Origin of the sequence: Candidatus Defluviibacterium haderslevense (assembly GCA_016712225.1) — a bacterium.
Taxonomy (GTDB): domain Bacteria; phylum Bacteroidota; class Bacteroidia; order Chitinophagales; family Saprospiraceae; genus Vicinibacter; species Vicinibacter haderslevensis.
The window spans coordinates 4,253,090-4,272,666 of the sequence record JADJRL010000003.1 but is presented as its reverse complement, the minus strand read 5'-3'; the positions used below and the strand labels follow the sequence as shown (position 1 = coordinate 4,272,666).

Sequence of the window (19,577 nt, the reverse complement as noted above, 5' to 3'; positions counted from 1 at the left end):
TTTATTAAATTTAAATTGTGCAACCAAAATTATCTTATTAATACAACTTTCTTTTTGGCTATTACTTCTTTGTCTCTAAATGCTTTAATGATATAAACTCCATTTTGCCAATCTCTTGTATCTAAAATAATTAAATTCGATTTTACTAAACTTGAATATACGATTTTATTATTTATATCTTGAATATTTATATTAAAATCTGATGCACCATTAATTTCTATTCTTAATTCTTGATTAAATGGACTTGGAATGCAATTAATTATTACTTCATTATTACCTGAATTATTTGAATGAGGATTTAGATATTGAGATGAATATATTGGAATCTCAGAACTTATAACTTCACCAGTAAGTGCATAATACAAAGCTTTAGCAAATGTTGAATTGGGGTGAGACTTAAGTGCAATTAATCTTACTGCATTAAGTTCAGATGAAGATGAATGATAAAATGGCCCGTATGGTATTCTATTTAAGTTAATATTTTGAATTATTTTGAAATCTTGCATCGCCTCAGAATTGATAGGTATTTGATTTATGTAATACCTTGCTGAATCAATATAATTTTGTTGAACATATGAACTAAACACAGAAATAATAGCATTGTCGCTTGCATTTCCATTATACAAATTTCTTGCATTTGTGTAATTTCCAGATTTTATATATCCTTCAAAGAGGCTTATTGTGACTCTATCTAAGCATCTACGATAAATTGCCAATTCGAATTCTTTCTGTTGCAAAGGCAAATTTGAATTTTGCAATATTTCTGCTATTTTATTATTTAGTGAATTAAATGAATTTAAATTTGAACTTGAATTTGATATCGGATAGCATTCATCTTGATATAAAGTATCTGGATTTCCTCCAAAATATAGTATTCCGCATGATGATAATGGAATACTTGATCCTCTATACTCTCGAATTACATTTGGATGTGCTAGAATAGCATCACGACAATCAATAAAATTATCATTGGGTTCAACATATTTAAATGCAAATGGACTTCCTCCTAATTCTTGAATAGGTGATGATGTATTTCCATGATGTGTAAAACAATTATTAGCAGGATTTACCCCATTGCTAATTATAGGAGAAACAGATCCATTTATGTATACATCCTTAAAAGTAGTACTAAAACAATTTTGAATAAAATTTAAATTAGAATTTGAACCAGATGTGAGTGTGCCTATGAAATTATCTGAAAATTTATTCATATTGATAATACCAGATCCAGGTCCATTTTCAAAACTAACCGAACCAATTGGTCCGTAGAATTCATTATTTAACATATTATAATTATTATTTCCATCATTTAGGGCATCTATATAATTTGTATGAAATGAATTTTCAAAAATTTTATTTATACCTAATATTGTTCCACGAGCATTGTACCCAATATTACTTCCATAAAAATCATTATGTTCAATTTGTGATGGTAATCCAGCAGATACATTATTAAATAGTATATCGTTTTCATTGCTTTTGAAAAAATTATTTATAATTTCAAAAGATCCAGCTTCTGAAACAATGCAACTACTAGACATCCCATTAAATATATTATCTGTTACTTCAATTCCTTGACAATTCCAATTTGTTATTCCCCATTTACCACCGTTCTGAACACATCCTCGTATATAACTAGTATTTGGCATAGGGCTCCAGGACATAAATTCAACCATTCGTCGACAATTATTAAATGTTGAATTTTCAGCATGTAAAATTCCATTGCCATAGTTGCCTGCTAAAGGCCAAGATTCAGGAGAAAACATGGAGACTGCTGCTTTAGATGTATTGTATATTCTTGCACTATTTTTTATTTCAACATCAAAATCAGTATTCCCGCCATAAACTATTATTCCTTTCCAAAAGTCACCACAGCCATTTGTTAAAGTACCGCCATCAACTATTAATTTAGCATGTGGTTTTACAATTATACTAGAATATTCACTGAAATAAACATCTGATGTTATCGTTAATGAAATTCCATCTTCAATAATTAAATCTCCAAATACACTAATTGGACCAGATATCGTTGCATTGCTTGAGACTCTTATTGCACATCCTTCATCTGATAATGCGTTACAATCTACAGCATTATGCAAATCTGTTGTAGCTAAATTTTTATGAATTGCATTTAATTTATCCTTAGGTATGAAATTTGAACGAGTAAATAGGGTCGACATTAATTGATTGCATGTGTTATCATGTAAAAAATCCATAAGATTATGACACATTTCATGCAATAACATTAATTTGTTTATATCAAAAGACCATCCCCACACTGTAGAAGGTGGCAAATGTGCATACTGTGGCCACCAAATGGCATGAAACTTTTGTCTAATTAAGTAATCCGAATATCTATTGGCTATAATATATGAGTTTTTACTTGCTTGACTATAATACGGCTTTGGATATGTGGAGCACCCTGTTGCAATTGGACCACATCCTGTTGTGCACGCAGGGTGATCGAGGTAATATTTTTCAAATCTATCAATGTAAGGAGCACTTGGTGTTGTTCCATTTGCAATATGAGTTTCAAGTAAACTAACTAATTCTCCATTTTCAATAAAGAAAAAATTGATTTCACCAAAATGACTTTGTTCAAAGGTTGTCATTGCCTCTTCTAATGAACTCCATGTGGTTCCAACTCTAGGACAAATATAACGATTTGGTTGAATTGAGCTTGAAAGTTGATCATCATTAGCTTTATCATACCAGTCATATGCTGAAGTATTAGGTAAAGTATGAGTGGTAAATTTAACTCTTATTTTTGAATCAAGAGGATAACCTACTGTAAAACAATTTGGATCTTGAATATTTGCTAAACTTAAATTCATGGCATTTTCCCAATCTGTCCATACTGTATTTGTGGGTGAAAATCCACCTGTCCCATCATCTCGAGTTAAAATGACAATATTGCATTTCAAAATTAAAGGTTCACAAACTGACTCACTAAAGAAATCAATTCCTGTAAAACTGGGCGAATTGGAAGCACCAATAGATGATAAAGCACAATCACTCTGACTATAACTTAGTGTATAGAAACTTAGAGTAATGAAGAATAAAATTAGAAATTTTTTCATATAAGTTATTTTAAATTGTTATATCTTTAAAATAGGAGACAAAATCAATATATAATATCGACTTAATTACCTAGAATGAAAATTCTTTATGATTATGGGGTTGTTCTAGTTCAAAGTTAAATAGATAATTTCAAACTGCCTAATTTTTCTTAATATATTTAAAATATTTTAAGAAGCATTTAAAATGTTAACAATTCAGACAAATTCAATAAATCAATTTAACTAAAGACCTTACTTAATATAAATATGCTGCTTTAAGAATTTAATAATTTTCATTTTTTAGATAAAAAAGATTTGAATTCTGAAATTAGTATTCCCAAATATACAATTAAATTTTGAGTTTGAGCCTTCACTCTAAGAAAATTCAGTGTAAACACCTATGAAATTCAGTGAAAACCCTTAGTCGATTTTTGAAGGACAAGAGTTTTCAAACACAAATTCAATTATTAATACATTAATGTAATATTCAAACCTTAAAAGGATTATTCTTTAATATTCCATTTTTTGGCTTTCTTTTTACATCTATTTACAATTTACTAAACGTTTAAGAATCTATTTTGTCTTTCAGCTCAGGTCATTTAAAATATTACGCCAAAGGTTAAATATTAACTTGAAAATGGCAAGACCTTTCGTACTAACGTAGGGAACTTTTAAACGAGCGTATGATTTTGACCCAAAATTTGAAGAAAAGCTCCAAATATTTTTGGCCAAAAAGTATCAAATTATGAGTATACAACTAACCAGAAATTGCCATTTTGGCAATTTCTGCCCTCTACGACAACATTCAATCTTAAAATATACTGGTTTGAAATATTCTTTAAAAATCTAAATCAGTTTAAAATGAAAAATTTGAAGGAATTAAGTCAACCAAAGCGATCTTGGTTAGTAGCTGAGGTTAAAATCTCCTACCACAACAAATCCAAAGCATCCGATTATCCAAAAATCAACACTTCAACTGAAGCTGAATTAATCCTCCGTAAAAATTGGAGTGATGATATGGAACTACTTGAAGAATTTAATGCCCTATTTCTCAACAGAGCAAATGGAGTAAAAGGATTCTTTCACCTGTCTCGAGGTGGAGTCTCAAACACTTATGTCGATCTCAAGATTCTTTTTTCCGCTGGATTAAAAGCATTAGCATCTGGTATCATCCTAGCTCACAACCACCCATCACGAAACTTAAAACCAAGTAAAGCAGATCTTGATTTAACCAAAAAGGTACTTGAAGCAGGAAAACTGCTTGATATCCAAATCATTGACCATTTGATATTAATACCCAATTCTGGTTATTATTCCTTCGCCGATGAAGGAACCCTGTAGTCCTATTTCTTAACCATTTAATTTAAGAATATGAAAACGGAACTAGAATCTGCTAGAAGCTCTGCTATTTCAAAAAATTTTGACCTTTACCGAGAAGTGACAAACAAAATCATTTCAATGCTTGAGCAAGGAGTAGCACCATGGAGAAGGACATGGAGTACGTATGGATTAGCGAAGAATTACATAACAGGACATTTATATACCGGTATTAACTTTATCCTAATGAATAATACCTTAGATCTAATCCCATATTTCCTAACTTTTAACCAAGTTCGAGAAATTGGTGGCAAATTGAAGAAAGGAGCTAAGGCAGAAAAAGTTATTTACTTTAATGTGTTGTATAAGGATAAAGATAATAGATCGATGAGTAGTGATGAAGCAACACACCTATATAATATAGGAGCAGAAGTTAAAGTATTGAAGTTCATTAAGTATTACAATGTGTTTAATATCTCCAATGTAGAAGGTATTGAATTAGAAATCTCGAAAATTCAGTTAAAGCCAAATGAGAAGATAGATAAGTGTGAATCCATTGTAGAGAATATGCCTAAATGCCCTGAGATAAAGCATATTGATAGTAAAGGTGCTTTCTATTCTTCTGGCCTGGATATCGTCAATATGCCTCAAATTGAACAGTTTGAATCAGCAGAAGCATATTACGCTACTTTATTTCATGAACTCATTCATTCAACTGGGCATGCTACAAGGTTAGCTAGAGTAGAAGTTATGAATCCTAATACTTTTGGAAGTAAAGCATATAGCAAAGAGGAGCTAGTTGCAGAAATGGGAGCTTCGTTTCTCAGTTCAAGTGTCCAGATTGACTTTGATAAAATCTTTGAAAACAATGTCGCTTATTTAGCTGGATGGCTTAAAGTACTGAAGGAGGACAGTAAATTCATTTTCAAGGTAGCCTCAGAGGCTCAAAAAGGCGTTGATTTCATTTTAAATCTGTAATTTGAGTTTTAAGTCATTTGTAAGTCCCTGCTTAGCTTTTTTAGCTTTGTAGGGATTTTTTATTTGGCTTAAAATTGGCATAATATTCTGCCAAAATAAAGTACATTATGTATTATAACTTGTTAATATATGACAATATGTCCTAAGCTTTTGAATGGCATATATTTTGAGTTGTTATATATAAATAATTTGTTTGGATGTAAGCCAAACTTTGAAACTATTTTGACTAACAAAGACTATTATGTAATTATTGGAATTATATTTCCAAAACCCACCATATAATTGAAGGATACATTTATATGGTTAAAAGGATTTTATTGTTATTTGGCTTTTCGACAATTGGGCTTGTCTACCCAATTTCAGATCCTTTTTTAAGAAGGTGCAAATGTATAGCATTTATATAAATATCAATAATTTATTTGAATGAATTTTTTTTGTTTATCCCGGCATTAATTATCTCTTGTCGTAAGAATTTATCGTTGAGATACATTTATTAATTTGTAAATTTTTATAATGGAAAACAAAATTTCATTTCCAAAGTATCAAATTCTGCATAGTAATAACAACCAGTATTATTGGTTGTTATGGGCAGTTAATGGTAGGGTTATTTTAAAAAGCAGTGAAACTTATGTAAGTAAGGCAAATTGCTTAGTGGGAATTGAAAGCAGTAAGAAAAATACTGCTGACAATAATTTCCAAAAAGATGTCGCTACCAATGGGCAATTCTATTTTCGACAAATTTCATCAGGAAATTATAAGGAATTAGGGAATAGTGAAATGTACAACACATCAACTGAAAGAAATGAAGGGATTCTTGCAGTTCAAAGGGATGCTCCTATTGCTAACGTTGAAGACAAAACACTTTAATTATGGCTAAAAATGGTAAAGTTGGTGATGGCCATAGAAATGGTCAAGTCAAGAACCGCACGCAAGTTTTGAATCCTAAAACAGATTTGATGGTCAAAAGAGACACAACGTCTGGTAAATTTATGGATGTTAAGACAACTGGGGGTAAATTCAAAGGAGTTAAAAAAGAATATCAATGAATTGTACCTACTTATTTTATAGCCAAACTGTCAGGCTTGAATTGATAGATTATTAACTTTAAAAATATTATAATGAAAAGAATTCAACCATTAAAGAATTCAATTGAATTTTGCAAAAGTGACTTTTGTGTAAAAGCAACTGGCACAAGTGCAGAGTTATTAACTGATGTTTTTATTTTTACTTTAGTTTGTATAAGTATTTCTAAACTTGCAAAACTAAACTAAACTAAGTCATTCTAGTTGGGGTGCATGTAAAATGCACCCCATATTTTGTTTTGAAGCAACAATAAAATGTATTTAGCTTCTATTATTAACTACTAAAAGTAACTCTTGGTTCAATATTAAAATTTCCATCGATTGCGTTTTCTAAAATAGTTTTCATCGAATAAACATATTCCGCTTCGCCAAATTCATTTGGTTTGTGATATATTTTCTGAAGTGTATTTAAATCCTCAATAGATAGCTTGATCTTTTTTGTTTCAGAGTGTGTTCCTTTATGGAGGATTGCTATTGGATTTGTTTGATATATCCTGACAGACTCTGGGGATAGACGATATATTGCCATTTCATGATACTTGAAAAAATGACATATAGTTAGCATTGACCCTACAAATCTTTCGAATTTTAACGGCCTAACCTCTTCATCGAGAAAAGCGCTTGAGCCGCTATAATAAATTTGCAAATAATCTTCATAACTACATTTATAATGTACACTAAAGAATCTTGCAACATAATAATCAGCTTCTATATCAATATGGAGCATCATTTGATTTTGATAGAAATCTCTTACTCTAACCGCATCTCGTTTATTAGGAATTCCATTAATATATACATGATAAGCTTCGTGAAGTAGTATCGTTACAAAATATTTAACTGAACACAGCTTTAAATAACTTAGATTAAAATGGAGTAATCCATCTTTATCAACTTGAAGAGTCTCGTCTAAAGAAATAGATTCAAAAGATATTTCAGGCAATTGTACAATACCTCTTAACTTCAAGGAGTCAAGCCAATTCAAAAATGCCTTAAACGCTGATGAAATTAATAACTGATCATCCTCAGTCACCTTATATTTCTTTATAATTGTTCAATCTCTCCTTTAAAAACATAGGAATTAATTTGTTTAAGCTGAAATTAACGATATATTATAGATCAAATTTAATAAATTTTTTACTTTTGGACAATAATTTTTGCTTTTAAACATTATATTTAAATAAATTATATATATAAGTGTCACAATTTTTGCTTTCTATGTGAAATTATAGTATATTTGTAGATGATATTTCTTCTTTGTAAATCTTTTAAACTCGTTAAAAAATGGAATCTTATGCTAAATTCCTTTCAATCCCAAAATTTGAAGTATTAAAAAATCGTAATGCTTCAAAGGACTTTGTTGAAAATCTACAAGACAGGTTTAAACACTTAATTGATGTTTCGAATGAGGAACTGGAAATTAATTGTCAATATTTTAATGGTGTAAACCATCGGCTTAAACCAATCAATACGGAATCTGGCGTTTTGTTTTCAGTTGAAAAAAATTCTAAGGTTTTGAAAAAATACGGTAAAATTGAAATTATAGTCGATGACAATGATTCTGTGACATTATCTTTTTTTTATTACAAAGACATTTATCACCCAACTCATTATGTGATAAGTCATTCACCTGTAGGCTTAGCTATTGTAGATATTATAGAAAATTTTTTATGGTATAGATTACTACCAAATAATAAGTTATCTAAAACTAAACAATTTCACGAAAGTGAGTGGTCAAATGATTCTGTAGAATATGCAAAATCAAATTCTATGGTATAAGTTAGTATCAGATTCCTTTTGTAATTTAATGATTGATATTTAATAATATTCCTGTTAAGTTCAAACTTTTCAGGAATTTTTTATTTCTTATTAAATAAATCTAACTTTATTTTTCCGGTATTGACTATTATAACCTTATCATCTGGCAAAATACCTAGTTCATCTTTTAGTTGAAAAAACATAGCAAGTCCACTTATACCACTTGGTTCATGTTTTATTTTGTGTTCAGTTGCAATCATAGATGCCAATTCTAAATAGGTAATTTTTTCACTTATATTATTTGGATTTACAATTTTTTCATTTTCATTTAATAATGCAATTTTGGAATTTTTTGAACAGACACCATGATCAAAATAAAAATCAAAATCGGAATTTGTAAATTTGTTATACTTTGCATAAAGCATCTTGTAATTGGTATTACTTTCGGCTGCTTTTGCTCCAATAAAACAGCATTTGCTTAGAATGTTCTTATTGCCGAAAAATCTTTTAGATGTTTTTGGTGACCGTAGTTCCATTTTATTTATCTCCAAAATATTTCTTAAGACTTCCCCTGAGCCAAATGGAACAAAACAATATGTTGGATTTAGATTCAATATTTCATAACTTAACCAATCATAAAATGTGTTTTTCTCAATCTCCTCACCATAAGTTAAATCAACACCTCCAGTTTGATTTTTTGTTAATTCAAGTATATTATCCGTACGCAATAAATTACTTTGCAAATCAGTCGGCCATAATTCGCAATTTGCATTTCTCATTGCTTCAACGATCTGTGAATCAACTAAATTTGGATCATAAAGTACTTTAAGGTTCGGAAACCCAAACTCACTCAATAGATTTTGAATACTCAGAGCTGCATTTCCATTTGAAATTAATGATAATCTAGGCAATCTTATTTTCTCACCTTTTTTCAGAGCATCCTCTAATTTGTTTTTGTAAAATAAATAGACTTCCCAAGCCATTCTATCTTTATGCACACCAGTAGGATTGATACTTTCATCCTTAATCCATACATTATTATATCCTTCAATTTGAACTGGAATTACATGTGTAGCTGGGAATGAAGGGTTGTTCCATGGAAATTCAGGAATTTCGGAATCATCTTCAAAGACTTGAATATATTTCTCTGTATACTCAGTATTATAAACATACTTAGAAAGTCCATTTAGTATATCTAATGATATTCCGATTGTTGGTTTTTCCCAAGTTTTAAGTCTTATAAATACTTGTTTATATAATGTAGAACTGTTTAATTGAATTCCAACAGTAGCAAAAATGTCAGTGCATAGCTTTTCGAAAAAAACTGGATATTTAGTGTTTTCAATGGTTAAGTTTGATTTTAATTCAAAATTGTAGGATGCCGAATGTAGAAGTTGCCTTAAATCAGCTGTTTGCACTTTCATATTATATTTAATTTATATGTAAAGTTAGAAAATTCTAAGCTAAATTAGAATTAATAATTTACAATTAAAAAAATATTTCTAAAAAAAATGTACAAAAAAATTGACAATTGTAAAATTTATGTTAATTTTGCTGTTGTGTAATCTCAATCAGTAATGTTCTGGTTACGAATCTAATCATAATAGAAAAAGAGCTTGGAAAAGTCCAAGCTCAATTATTATGCTTCGTAAAAATAAAGTTGTCACACCGTGGAAAGTATTGGCAACACACCAGAACGAAGCAGTTTATTTTAGCACAAATCTATGTTCATTAGCAACTAATTACTTTTAAGGTATTAAGTTGAGCTAAACTTTTTGCTTCATATTGATCGAATTATTTATATAAATTATTGTTTTAAATCACTAAATCAATATTAATATGAAAAAAATTATCGTTCAGAAGCTTTTCCGAAAGTTAGATCCTATTTTGTTAGCAACGCTACTTTGCCTACCCTCTAGCCAATTTATCAAATTCCATGCCACAGATCTATTTCCAAATTTTTTTCTTTTACCATTTTTTATTTGCTTTGTTTATATTAATAAATATTGGGGAGTTTCCCAAGAAATTTATCCAGAAATCTCAATAGATAATTTAAATTTTGATAATAACTATAATAAGGATTGTCCACAGCCCAGACTAGAAAAAATCTACCAACAATATTTTAACCTTGAATATCTGGTTAAGAATAAACCTTCACAGGAAAAACTCGATTGGATAAAATCTGAAATAAGCACTTCACTCGAAATAATACAAAATTTTATTGATATCAATCCATCTGACGTTGATTTCAATGAATTGCTTACAATATTCCTCGAACTGAGAAATAAAATATAACAGAATTAATTAATGGTTTGATATTGATTCATTGTGAGTCAATATCTATTCTTATTAAACCTATTACTATTCAGTAAACTTGAATTAAAAATTTTTTTATTACATCAAATAAATATATCTTATGACCACAAACAACTCTTTTCAATTTGGCATTCGTGTAAACGCACTTGAGAGCCATATTAAATCAGAAATCTCTAGAATTGGAGATAGAGCAAAACAAGACATGGATATTGCAGTATCCCAAAACTTAAATGACACATCTGTAATACTGAATTCAGTATCCACAGAGACAGAAGTACTAAAACAAGAAGTTAACAAAAACATTGATCCTGAAGTTGACAAAATTACTGAAGACATAAAGCAAACAAACTTAGAAGCTTTACAAAATGCAACTGACGAGCAGGTTGAGCAGACAAATAAGAAAATAAGTAGTGTCGAAGTAGATATACAGAGAACAAGACTTACTTATGATTGGAAAAAATACATATGGGTATTAGTTTCAATTGTAGCTTTATGTTCTATTGATGCGGGCTTAAACTATTCAAGTTTTCAAGTAATCATAGGCAGTCTACTTGGTGCAATTTTTTTATCCATAATCATAGCCAGTGGTCTTGCTGTTGCTTCACATACTATTGGTATGAAAATCCAAACTGCAAAGACTCCAAAACAAAAACGGTTTTGGTTCATAGGTGGATTAATTGGCGCTGGAATTGTTTTTCTTTTCCTAGGCATATTGAGACAAACATATATGGATGATTCAAGCTCATTTGGAAATAATCCGATCCTTTGGATGCTTTTCAATTTATTCTTCTATTGCATTGCCCTGTTGTTCGCTTCAACAAAACTTCCAACTAAAGAGCAATCAATGGAACATAGCCAATTAGAAGAAAAGAAAAATCAATTAATGCTTTTAAAGAATCAAAAAGAAGGACTGCTTACATTTTTACGATTAGAAGAAGAAAGAATTAATGAGCGAAAACAAATGCTAGAAGCTTTTAATAAATATAGAGATTCAATGATAATTCTGATTGATAAAGAAACAGAACGAATCCATGCTATGGCTATGAAAGAATTTGTATTGAAAAGTGGATCACATAAAATAAAGACATTGATTAACCCAATAAATCAAACCTCATGAAAATAGACAAATACATTTATGCACTGCTGATAATTTCAGCAGTGCTCTTTCTCTCCTGTAATCCAAAGCCAATCTCACAGGATATATCGATAGTTTTGGATCTAACCTCAGCAAATTTTTCACATATTTTGTTGAATGATTTTAATAAGAAATCAATTATTTCAAAAAATGTGAATAATTCAGAGACAGTGAGAATTCAAGGCATTACTGAGTTTGGATTCAATGAAGTAAAGTCCTTCATGCTTGATTCAGTATCGAGTGCTTTATTATCAAATGACTATGAAAGGAAGCATGATATTAAAAAATATTATTTCAATATAGATTCCGCATTATTAGAATTAAGCAAGAACAAGAAAGAAAGAGTTGGCTCTGTGATATTTAAAATAATTTCCGAAGAATTAAATATTCTTAGCAAATCAAAAGCTGATAAGAAAATGCTTATCATTAATACCGACCTCATGGAAAAATCATTCATTGATTACTATGATCAAGATATTTTCAATGAAATAGTAAATCAGCCAAAGCATATTCAAAATCTACTGATTGAAAAATATCATCTGAATAAATTAAACGGAATAGAAATTTACATAATATATAAGCCAATTGATAAAATGGACAGCGAAAGATTTGAAATTGTTTCTGACTTCTATAAATTATTCCTAGAATCATATGGTGCCCATGTAAGTATAGGTAGTAATTTATAGTGCTTGATATTAATCTAATCCTAAATACCTGAATATGAATAGAACTTCTACCCAAACAATATTTAATCTAATACGAACACTTGTAGTCACTTTTTTCAAATTGATGACAATGGCCTTTGCCCTATTATGTAAAGTTTCTGGAATGCTTTTACTTAAAACGGGAGAAACTATTGAAAAATTGATGACAAGATGATGAAGATAATAGGTGTAATATTTGAAGTCATATATTGGCTTTGTGCTGAAATAGCAACAGGACTGTTTGATTTTATTTCTTCTCTTGTTCAAATGAGTCGTAAAACAGAATTCAATGCTGACTTTATTTCTGTTGATAAAGTTTTACAAAATTCAGATACTGGATTTTGTCTTGATGGTGAAAATTGTCTTTCAATTTCTGAGAGCTATAAAAATGCAATTATTTTAGGTGGAAGCGGTTCAGGCAAAAGCTCTACTGTACTTATCAATAGCGCACTATTTATGGCTAAAGGAAATTCATCACTCATTTTCAATGATCCATCTCATGAAATCAGAATACTTGTAAGTGGCGCATTACAAAGTTATGGATATACCATTAAAGTAATAGACTATAGCAATGAAGCCTCAGAATGCTTTAATCCACTTCAAAGATGTATAACAATTTCGGATATTCAAAAATTAGCAACACTGCTAGTTCGCAATGCACTGGGTGAAGCCAAAGATCCATTTTGGAACAAGTCTGCTGAGAGTCTTTTATCCCTATTTATTCGATATCTGATATTCTATGGTGAACCAGAACATAGAAACTTATACAATGTCCTTCATCTGATAAATGTATTTGCTGGAAATCCTGAAAAAATAGACAAACTCATTGTTAAAACTCGAGATGATAAATTGTTATCCGAATATAAAGCATTTGTTGCATATGGCGACAAGACTCTCCTGTCTATTGTAGCTACAGCCAAAGCTTCTCTATCACTTTTCGCAGATGAAACAATAGCTAAGATTACATCCATTGATACAATTGATTTTGCAGAATTCCGCACTAAAAAGATTGCTTTGTTTATCAATAACTCCATTCCAACTATGCAATATTATAGCGGAATTTCATCACTGTTTTTCCAACAATTTATGAATAAAATATTAATTAGAATTCCAGATAAGCATGAAAATAATATTTTCTTTCTTTTAGATGAAGCAGGATCGATGTTTTTGCCTTCACTATCAACAATCATTTCTAATATCCGTAAATACAATAGTGGTATACTTTTGATCTATCAAGACTACCACATACTTGAACATATCTATGGTTCGTATGAAGCAAAAAACATTTCAGCCAATTGCTATGCAAAAGTGTATTTGCCAGGTCAACCGATTGAAACATGCAAGATTTTAGAAATGACGCTAGGTAAATTTGAATATGTGGATGAAAATGAGGTTCGCCATACTCGTCAATTAATGACCTCAGATGAAATTCGAATGAGCAATAAGGCAATTATTCTAATTGGCAACAAACCACCAATTCATGCAAAATTGTTTCCATATTACAAGAACCAAAAGTTGAAATTATTAACTGAAATTCTTCCATATATTCCAGACAATGTTCTTCCATATGATATTCCTCCTTTAATTCAATTTGAAGATGAAAAGAAAGGTTAACAAGGAGAATTCAATATACTCATATTTGCAAACAAATGGAGTTCTTGAAAAAGGAACGCATGAAGAAATTCAAAAGGTTCGGAGTGAATATTGGAGGGAGTATAAAAGAAAGTGGAGAGTTGCGAAAAGAAAAAAAGAAAAAGAATTCACCATCTCCTTTAATCCAGATGAATTAAAAGTTTTAACCTTCGAGTCTAAAAAGCATAAGTTAAGTAGAACTCAGTTTATCAAAGAAACGACATTCGCTTATATTAATAACTCTTTTATAGTTCCTGATTTGTTGGAAGTAAAAAGAATATCACAGATTCTTGCAATGACATACAATACAGTACAGGACATGTTTGATGCTAACAAATTAAATTTTGATTTGGGCCGAGATATAATGGACTCAATTAATAGACTGGAGCGAGAAATATTACCCTTACTTCACCATCCTAAAAACTTGGAAGAATATATTAAATTGCATATTGCTAAGGATGAAGTTAAGAAAGCTCAATTATTGGAATTCATAAACTCTCTATGATCCGTGATATTAAAAAATCTAACTCGTCGAAATAAAATTGGCCAATTAGTAAATTATATCCTTAAGCCTGAAAAGGATGAAAAATCAGAACCAATATTAAAGCATAATCTTCGATCTTGTTCTGCTATTGGCTGGACAAAGGAATTTGAATCCAATGATTCTTTACGATTATACAAAAGAAGTGATAATATTAAGCTCAATCATACGATTTTGTCTTTCTCAAACAAAGACATAGAACATATCAGTAAAGACCTACTTAAAGACATTTCGAAAAAATTCATTGAATTAAGAGGCAACGACAATTTATATCTAGCTTCGTCTCATCATGACAAGGATCATATTCATTTACATATTTTAATGTCTTCAACAAAATATATGACCGGAGAATCAAATAGAATTTCCAAAAAGGAATTCCATGAATTCAAACTTGCTTTAGATGCTTATCAAAAACAGAAATATCCTGAGCTTGTCCATAGCTTGCCTGAACATGGAAAACGATCTAAAGTCCAAAACCCAACAAAAGAATATCCGATTCAAATCGATAATGCTAAATTGTCTCAAAAAAACCAGATTTCAGATACAATTACAGAAATCTATAGCAAAGCCAATTCTAGTCAAGAATTCCTGTCTCAGCTCAAATTTGAAGGTTTAGAGCCCTATTATAGAGGTGGCTCACTGTATGGAGTTGAGGATCAAGGAAGGCACTACAGATTTAAGACTTTGGGGTTTGACATTAACAAACTGGATGAATTGGACAGGAAACAAAGTAAGGAGGATTCTGAATTACAAGAGCTTAGCGATCTTCGTGAATCCAAAAATTTAGAAAAAGAGGTTGAAGATGAACGAAGTATTGAAATTGAGAATGATGAGGAAACTGAGGATAATTCCGAAGATGATGAATATGATGGATTAGGTATTTAAGGGGTTCGGGTCTCCCGACAAGATAGCCTCTCGACATAGGCAGATTATAAATCGCCATGGCGATAGGCAATCTTGCAATCTTTACAACTCCACTTACTTGAACTTAGACTCCAAATTATAAATGAATATAATTTTTCAATTTAAATACACTAAATTAAGTATTATGAATTATTTAATTAGTATTGTTTTGAAAAACGATAAATGTTATATCTTTGGAAAATGAAAATCAAAAAATTAATTTTAGAAAATTTTAAACAATTTTCAAGTATTGAAATAGATTTTCCCGATTCTAATGTTGTGGTCTTGATTGGGAACAACGGTGCGGGAAAGACCACTTTACTTGATGCAATTTCCTTATGTTTTACGCATTTTACAGGCGAACTAATTTCAAATACTGAAGCATATGATATAGATTCTTGGTTTTTAACGGATTATATAACATTTGGCGCAAATTATAGTAAAGCAACTGTATTATTCAATCTTAACTTTCCACCAGAATCCCAGTTCTATGCATCTGAAGAACAGATCAATAGAATTTCGATAACTAAGGAAAGAAATAGCCCAGGTTTCAATTTTGAAAAAACACCAAAAAATTTTGTAAACAGGATAAAAGAAAGAATAATTAAAAGCAAACTATCAAATATCCCTATTTTAGCAAATTACAACGTTAACAGAACTTGCACTATTGAATTTTCTAAAAAAGCAGAAAAGAAAACATATGATGAAAAGTTAAATGCCTATCAAGGAGCTATGAATATTATTTTGCCTAGTTTTGATAGTTTTGAAAAATGGTTTATTAAGCAAGTTATTTCAGAAAATGCAACTAAAGTTGCAAAAAAGAATTTGGATTATAAACTGCAATCTCTTGAAAATGTCCGAAATGCATTTAACCGATTTATGAAAGAAATTGCACCAGAAATTTTTAGTGAATTGAGAATTGAAAGTGATTCAAATAATATAATTGATTTTTCTCAAGATATAATTGAAAATCTATACATAAATAAAAATTCGACTTCAATGAAAGTTAATTTGCTTTCATCGGGGGAACGAATGATTATTGGATTAGTTTGTGATATAGCACGAAGGTTGACTATTGCAAATGAAAATAGTGAAAATGCATTGGATGGACAAGGAATTGTACTAATAGATGAATTGGAATTGCATTTACACCCAAATTGGCAACGAACTATAGTATCAGCATTAACTTCAACTTTTATTAATATTCAATTTATTTTTACATCACATTCCCCATTAGTACTTTCTGGAATGAAAAGAGAGAATATAATAATGCTCAACAACGGTGAAATTATTCCATATGAAGAGCTACCAGATATTTACAGCGCAACTGCCGATGAAATTCTTGAGAAAATATTATTAGCAGAAAATGCTATAGATGATTATAGAATTCAAAAAAAAGAAATTGATGCCCTATTCAATAAATTAGATTTTATTAGTGCTGAAAAAAAATTAAATGAATTGAAATCAATAGTTAAATCTCTACCTCAATGGTTAAAAGATTATGAACAAAGAATTTCATTTGTAAAGTAATGAGAAACTTGGTTTTTGATTTGAATAAAGAGCCTGATTGTCTTAAAATATTAAGAAATAACAATTCATCATATGACGATTTAAAAGATGATTGTAGAGGTGAAGTATTAAGTATTTTGAAAAAATCCCAACAAAGCTATTGTGCTTATTGTGAAAAACAACTACAATATAATATTAATATTGAACACATAATTCCACAGTCTGTTGATCGAAGCAAAGTTTTAATGCTAGAAAATTATTTGGGAGTTTGTTCAGGGCATTTTTATCTTAACAAGATGCGTGGAACTAAAATTGATCATTGTGATAAGTCTAGACAAAGAGCAACGTTGCTTCACTTGAACCCAAAGATAAAGGCTGATATTGATCAAATATATTACGATGATGATGCTTCGATAATGTCAGCAAATATTAATTTTAATAATGATTTGAATACTCAATTAAATTTAAATTTTGATCAACTCAAACTCCAAAGACAAGATGTGTTTAATAATAATTTAAAGCAATTAATAAGTGTCAGCAGTACTATAAAGATGTCAAAGACTAAAGCATATTGTAGAGCTTTACGCAGTGCAAAATTAAGAACGACAGAATTTTCTGGATATCTTATTTTTAGATATAAAAAATTACTTATGAATTCAGTATCAGATAGTATAGGCAAAAGAATTTATGCATCGATTTTCTGTTTGTTAAATCGAATTTAAAAATGATATTTATTTTATTCTTTGTTAGATGAAAAACCAAAATTTAAGGTCAATAGAAGAAGTTCTTAATATTGAAACTGGTGAGTATATTGATGCTAATATTTTTTTCGGTTTGCCGATTGATGAGGTAAACCTTTTTCGTTCCGAATTGGATAGATCAATCCAGAACAAAAGAGAAAAATTATTCATTTGTCCGTTTTGTAGAGAAAAAATCAGAATCAGAGGAAAAAAATCATCTTTGGATAAAAAAAGAAGAAACATTCTACACTTTGCACATTTAAGAGATAGTCCAGAATGCCATATTAAGACAAATAATGGACTAACTAAGGAAGAAGTAGATATACATAAATATTATCTAGTTAAAGAAAGTTTGTTGCATAAGGATTTAAAGAAAAAAATTGCTGAATGTTTGGAATTAAATAAATCAATAAATAAAGGAGTATCTTCAATAGATATTGAAAGAGTAACCAAAAGTGAAATATCAAAAGAATGGAAGAGACCTGATGTACAAGCTCAGTATTTTAATAAAAAAATTGCAATTGAATTGCAACTTTCTACAACTTGGATAAGTGTAATTACTAAACGCCAAGAATTTTATCGAAATGAAGAAACATTCATTTTTTGGCTATTTCATAAATTTGATGAAAATGATAAAACAAGGTGGCAAACATACAACGATATAATTTTTACAAATCACCAAAATGCATTTATTTTTGACCTTGAGACATATGAATTATCAAAATTACATAATGATTTGATTTTTAAATGTTACTTCAAGGAATATTACATTGAAGCATCAAAATTAAGAGTTAAGTGGAGTAATAAAATAATTAATCTTTCAGATCTAACTTTCAATACTGACTTGCATAAAATTTATTACCATGATGCTAATACACAGAAGATTAAACTTAATCAAGAAATAGAAGAACTTGAGAAAAGCAAGGCAATTAAAATAGCTGAGTTAAGTGATGCAATTCAATTATTGGAAAATCAATTAATTGAATTTAGAAAAATTGAACTTGATATTACAGTACGAAGAATTAAACATGAAGATAAATTAAACCACTTGAATAGTATTGTTGGTTCTTTATCTAACTATACTAAAAGGGTAATAGATCATTTTGTTTATAATTCCAATTATAATCCATTTTCTGAATTCACAAATATTTATAACGATATAAAATTAGTTTTTTCCGATAATTGTTTAGAGTATTTTAAATCTTTAGATAATAGTAAAAATAAGCTTAAAAAAACACTCGAAGAATTGAATTTGATTAACTCCTTTGAAAAAATTGAGATTTCAAACAAAGTATATCAGTCTATTGATAATAAGAGTGATTGGAAATTTATAATTGACAATTTTGATCAAATTTCAATTCTCCACAAAAAATCTAGATCTGATTTATATGCCGAATTGGAGTTCAAGAAGTTTTTTAATAAATTTGAATTAGAGCCATATAAATGTTCTAAGAATTTTTTATTTTTAGTAACCATATCTGAAAATATAATAATCTAATAACTTATAAAGAGGATTTAGATATTTCAATTTCGGATCAAGAACAAAATATTAAGTCACTCAAATTAAAATTATCAAAAGATATCAATGACTTCATTCAAATTGAACTTATAACTACAAAGCACCAATTTCAAGAACTTTGTCTTGAATTGAAGATTATTGAAAATAATATTATTATGAAAACGTATGAAATAAATAGTATAAGGGAAAAAATCGGTTTAATAAAATTCTATAATTAAATTGAGCATATAAAATTATACTGAAATGTTATATATATGAATAATATAATTTCTTTTAATTTTAGAATGATGAGTGGATTTAAGTATACTATTTTTCATATAGAATATAAAATTTTCTACTAAATTATGAAAAAAAATCCAATTGTATTGATTAGTTACAGCCACGACA

General features: G+C 29.4%; 18 protein-coding genes. 15 read left to right on the top strand and 3 right to left on the bottom strand.

Features of this window, described 5'->3' with window-relative positions; translation table 11 throughout:
• Positions 1-29: 29 nt before the first annotated feature.
• Complete coding sequence (locus tag IPK88_16765; GenBank protein ID MBK8245081.1) at positions 30-3,080, bottom strand: hypothetical protein; 3,051 nt, start codon at positions 3,078-3,080, stop codon at positions 30-32.
• 840 nt (positions 3,081-3,920) lie between these two features.
• Here IPK88_16765 and IPK88_16760 point away from each other — a divergent pair.
• The 5 genes from IPK88_16760 to IPK88_16740 all read left to right on the top strand — a co-directional run bounded on the left by IPK88_16760 (position 3,921) and on the right by IPK88_16740 (position 6,625).
• Positions 3,921-4,400: a JAB domain-containing protein gene (locus IPK88_16760; GenBank protein MBK8245080.1), complete on the top strand. Its 480-nt coding sequence runs from the start codon at positions 3,921-3,923 to the stop codon at positions 4,398-4,400.
• Positions 4,401-4,430: 30 nt separating this feature from the next.
• Positions 4,431-5,354, top strand: coding sequence for a DUF1738 domain-containing protein (locus tag IPK88_16755; protein ID MBK8245079.1), 924 nt, complete (start codon positions 4,431-4,433; stop codon positions 5,352-5,354).
• A 513-nt stretch (positions 5,355-5,867) separates the two neighbouring features.
• On the top strand, positions 5,868-6,221 hold the full coding sequence (locus IPK88_16750; protein ID MBK8245078.1) for a YegP family protein: 354 nt from the start codon (positions 5,868-5,870) through the stop codon (positions 6,219-6,221).
• Between the two features lie 2 nt (positions 6,222-6,223).
• The gene (locus IPK88_16745; GenBank protein MBK8245077.1) at positions 6,224-6,400 is read left to right on the top strand and encodes a hypothetical protein; all 177 of its coding nucleotides are present in this window, start codon (positions 6,224-6,226) and stop codon (positions 6,398-6,400) included.
• Positions 6,401-6,472: 72 nt separating this feature from the next.
• A complete protein-coding gene (locus tag IPK88_16740; GenBank protein ID MBK8245076.1) occupies positions 6,473-6,625 on the top strand; it encodes a hypothetical protein in 153 nt (50 codons plus the stop codon).
• 85 nt (positions 6,626-6,710) lie between these two features.
• On the opposite strand, the gene IPK88_16735 is transcribed toward IPK88_16740, so the two are convergent.
• Entirely contained in the window at positions 6,711-7,466 is a 756-nt protein-coding gene (locus IPK88_16735; GenBank protein ID MBK8245075.1) for a hypothetical protein, read from the bottom strand.
• A 251-nt stretch (positions 7,467-7,717) separates the two neighbouring features.
• Here IPK88_16735 and IPK88_16730 point away from each other — a divergent pair, with 251 nt between their 5' ends.
• The gene (locus tag IPK88_16730; protein MBK8245074.1) at positions 7,718-8,212 is read left to right on the top strand and encodes a hypothetical protein; all 495 of its coding nucleotides are present in this window, start codon (positions 7,718-7,720) and stop codon (positions 8,210-8,212) included.
• A gap of 80 nt (positions 8,213-8,292) precedes the next feature.
• Here IPK88_16730 and IPK88_16725 read toward each other — a convergent pair whose 3' ends face one another.
• Positions 8,293-9,615 (bottom strand): hypothetical protein, encoded by a 1,323-nt coding sequence (locus tag IPK88_16725; GenBank protein MBK8245073.1) that lies wholly within the window; start codon positions 9,613-9,615, stop codon positions 8,293-8,295.
• Between the two features lie 415 nt (positions 9,616-10,030).
• On the opposite strand from IPK88_16725, the gene IPK88_16720 reads away from it, so the two are divergent.
• The 9 genes from IPK88_16720 to IPK88_16680 all read left to right on the top strand — a co-directional run bounded on the left by IPK88_16720 (position 10,031) and on the right by IPK88_16680 (position 19,169).
• A complete protein-coding gene (locus tag IPK88_16720) occupies positions 10,031-10,486 on the top strand; it encodes a hypothetical protein (GenBank protein ID MBK8245072.1) in 456 nt (151 codons plus the stop codon).
• 121 nt (positions 10,487-10,607) lie between these two features.
• Entirely contained in the window at positions 10,608-11,624 is a 1,017-nt protein-coding gene (locus IPK88_16715) for a hypothetical protein (protein MBK8245071.1), read from the top strand.
• A complete protein-coding gene (locus tag IPK88_16710) occupies positions 11,621-12,328 on the top strand; it encodes a hypothetical protein (GenBank protein MBK8245070.1) in 708 nt (235 codons plus the stop codon). Before IPK88_16715 ends, IPK88_16710 begins: the two co-directional genes overlap by 4 nt.
• Positions 12,329-12,517: 189 nt before the next feature.
• Entirely contained in the window at positions 12,518-13,960 is a 1,443-nt protein-coding gene (locus IPK88_16705) for a type IV secretory system conjugative DNA transfer family protein (GenBank protein ID MBK8245069.1), read from the top strand.
• The gene (locus IPK88_16700) at positions 13,944-14,483 is read left to right on the top strand and encodes a hypothetical protein (GenBank protein MBK8245068.1); all 540 of its coding nucleotides are present in this window, start codon (positions 13,944-13,946) and stop codon (positions 14,481-14,483) included. Before IPK88_16705 ends, IPK88_16700 begins: the two co-directional genes overlap by 17 nt.
• Positions 14,484-14,486: 3 nt before the next feature.
• Complete coding sequence (locus IPK88_16695; protein MBK8245067.1) at positions 14,487-15,404, top strand: relaxase/mobilization nuclease domain-containing protein; 918 nt, start codon at positions 14,487-14,489, stop codon at positions 15,402-15,404.
• A gap of 219 nt (positions 15,405-15,623) precedes the next feature.
• On the top strand, positions 15,624-16,952 hold the full coding sequence (locus tag IPK88_16690) for an AAA family ATPase (GenBank protein MBK8245066.1): 1,329 nt from the start codon (positions 15,624-15,626) through the stop codon (positions 16,950-16,952).
• On the top strand, positions 16,952-17,653 hold the full coding sequence (locus tag IPK88_16685; GenBank protein ID MBK8245065.1) for a hypothetical protein: 702 nt from the start codon (positions 16,952-16,954) through the stop codon (positions 17,651-17,653). Before IPK88_16690 ends, IPK88_16685 begins: the two co-directional genes overlap by 1 nt.
• Positions 17,654-17,681: 28 nt before the next feature.
• Entirely contained in the window at positions 17,682-19,169 is a 1,488-nt protein-coding gene (locus tag IPK88_16680; GenBank protein ID MBK8245064.1) for a hypothetical protein, read from the top strand.
• The last annotated feature ends 408 nt before the right edge of the window (positions 19,170-19,577 follow it).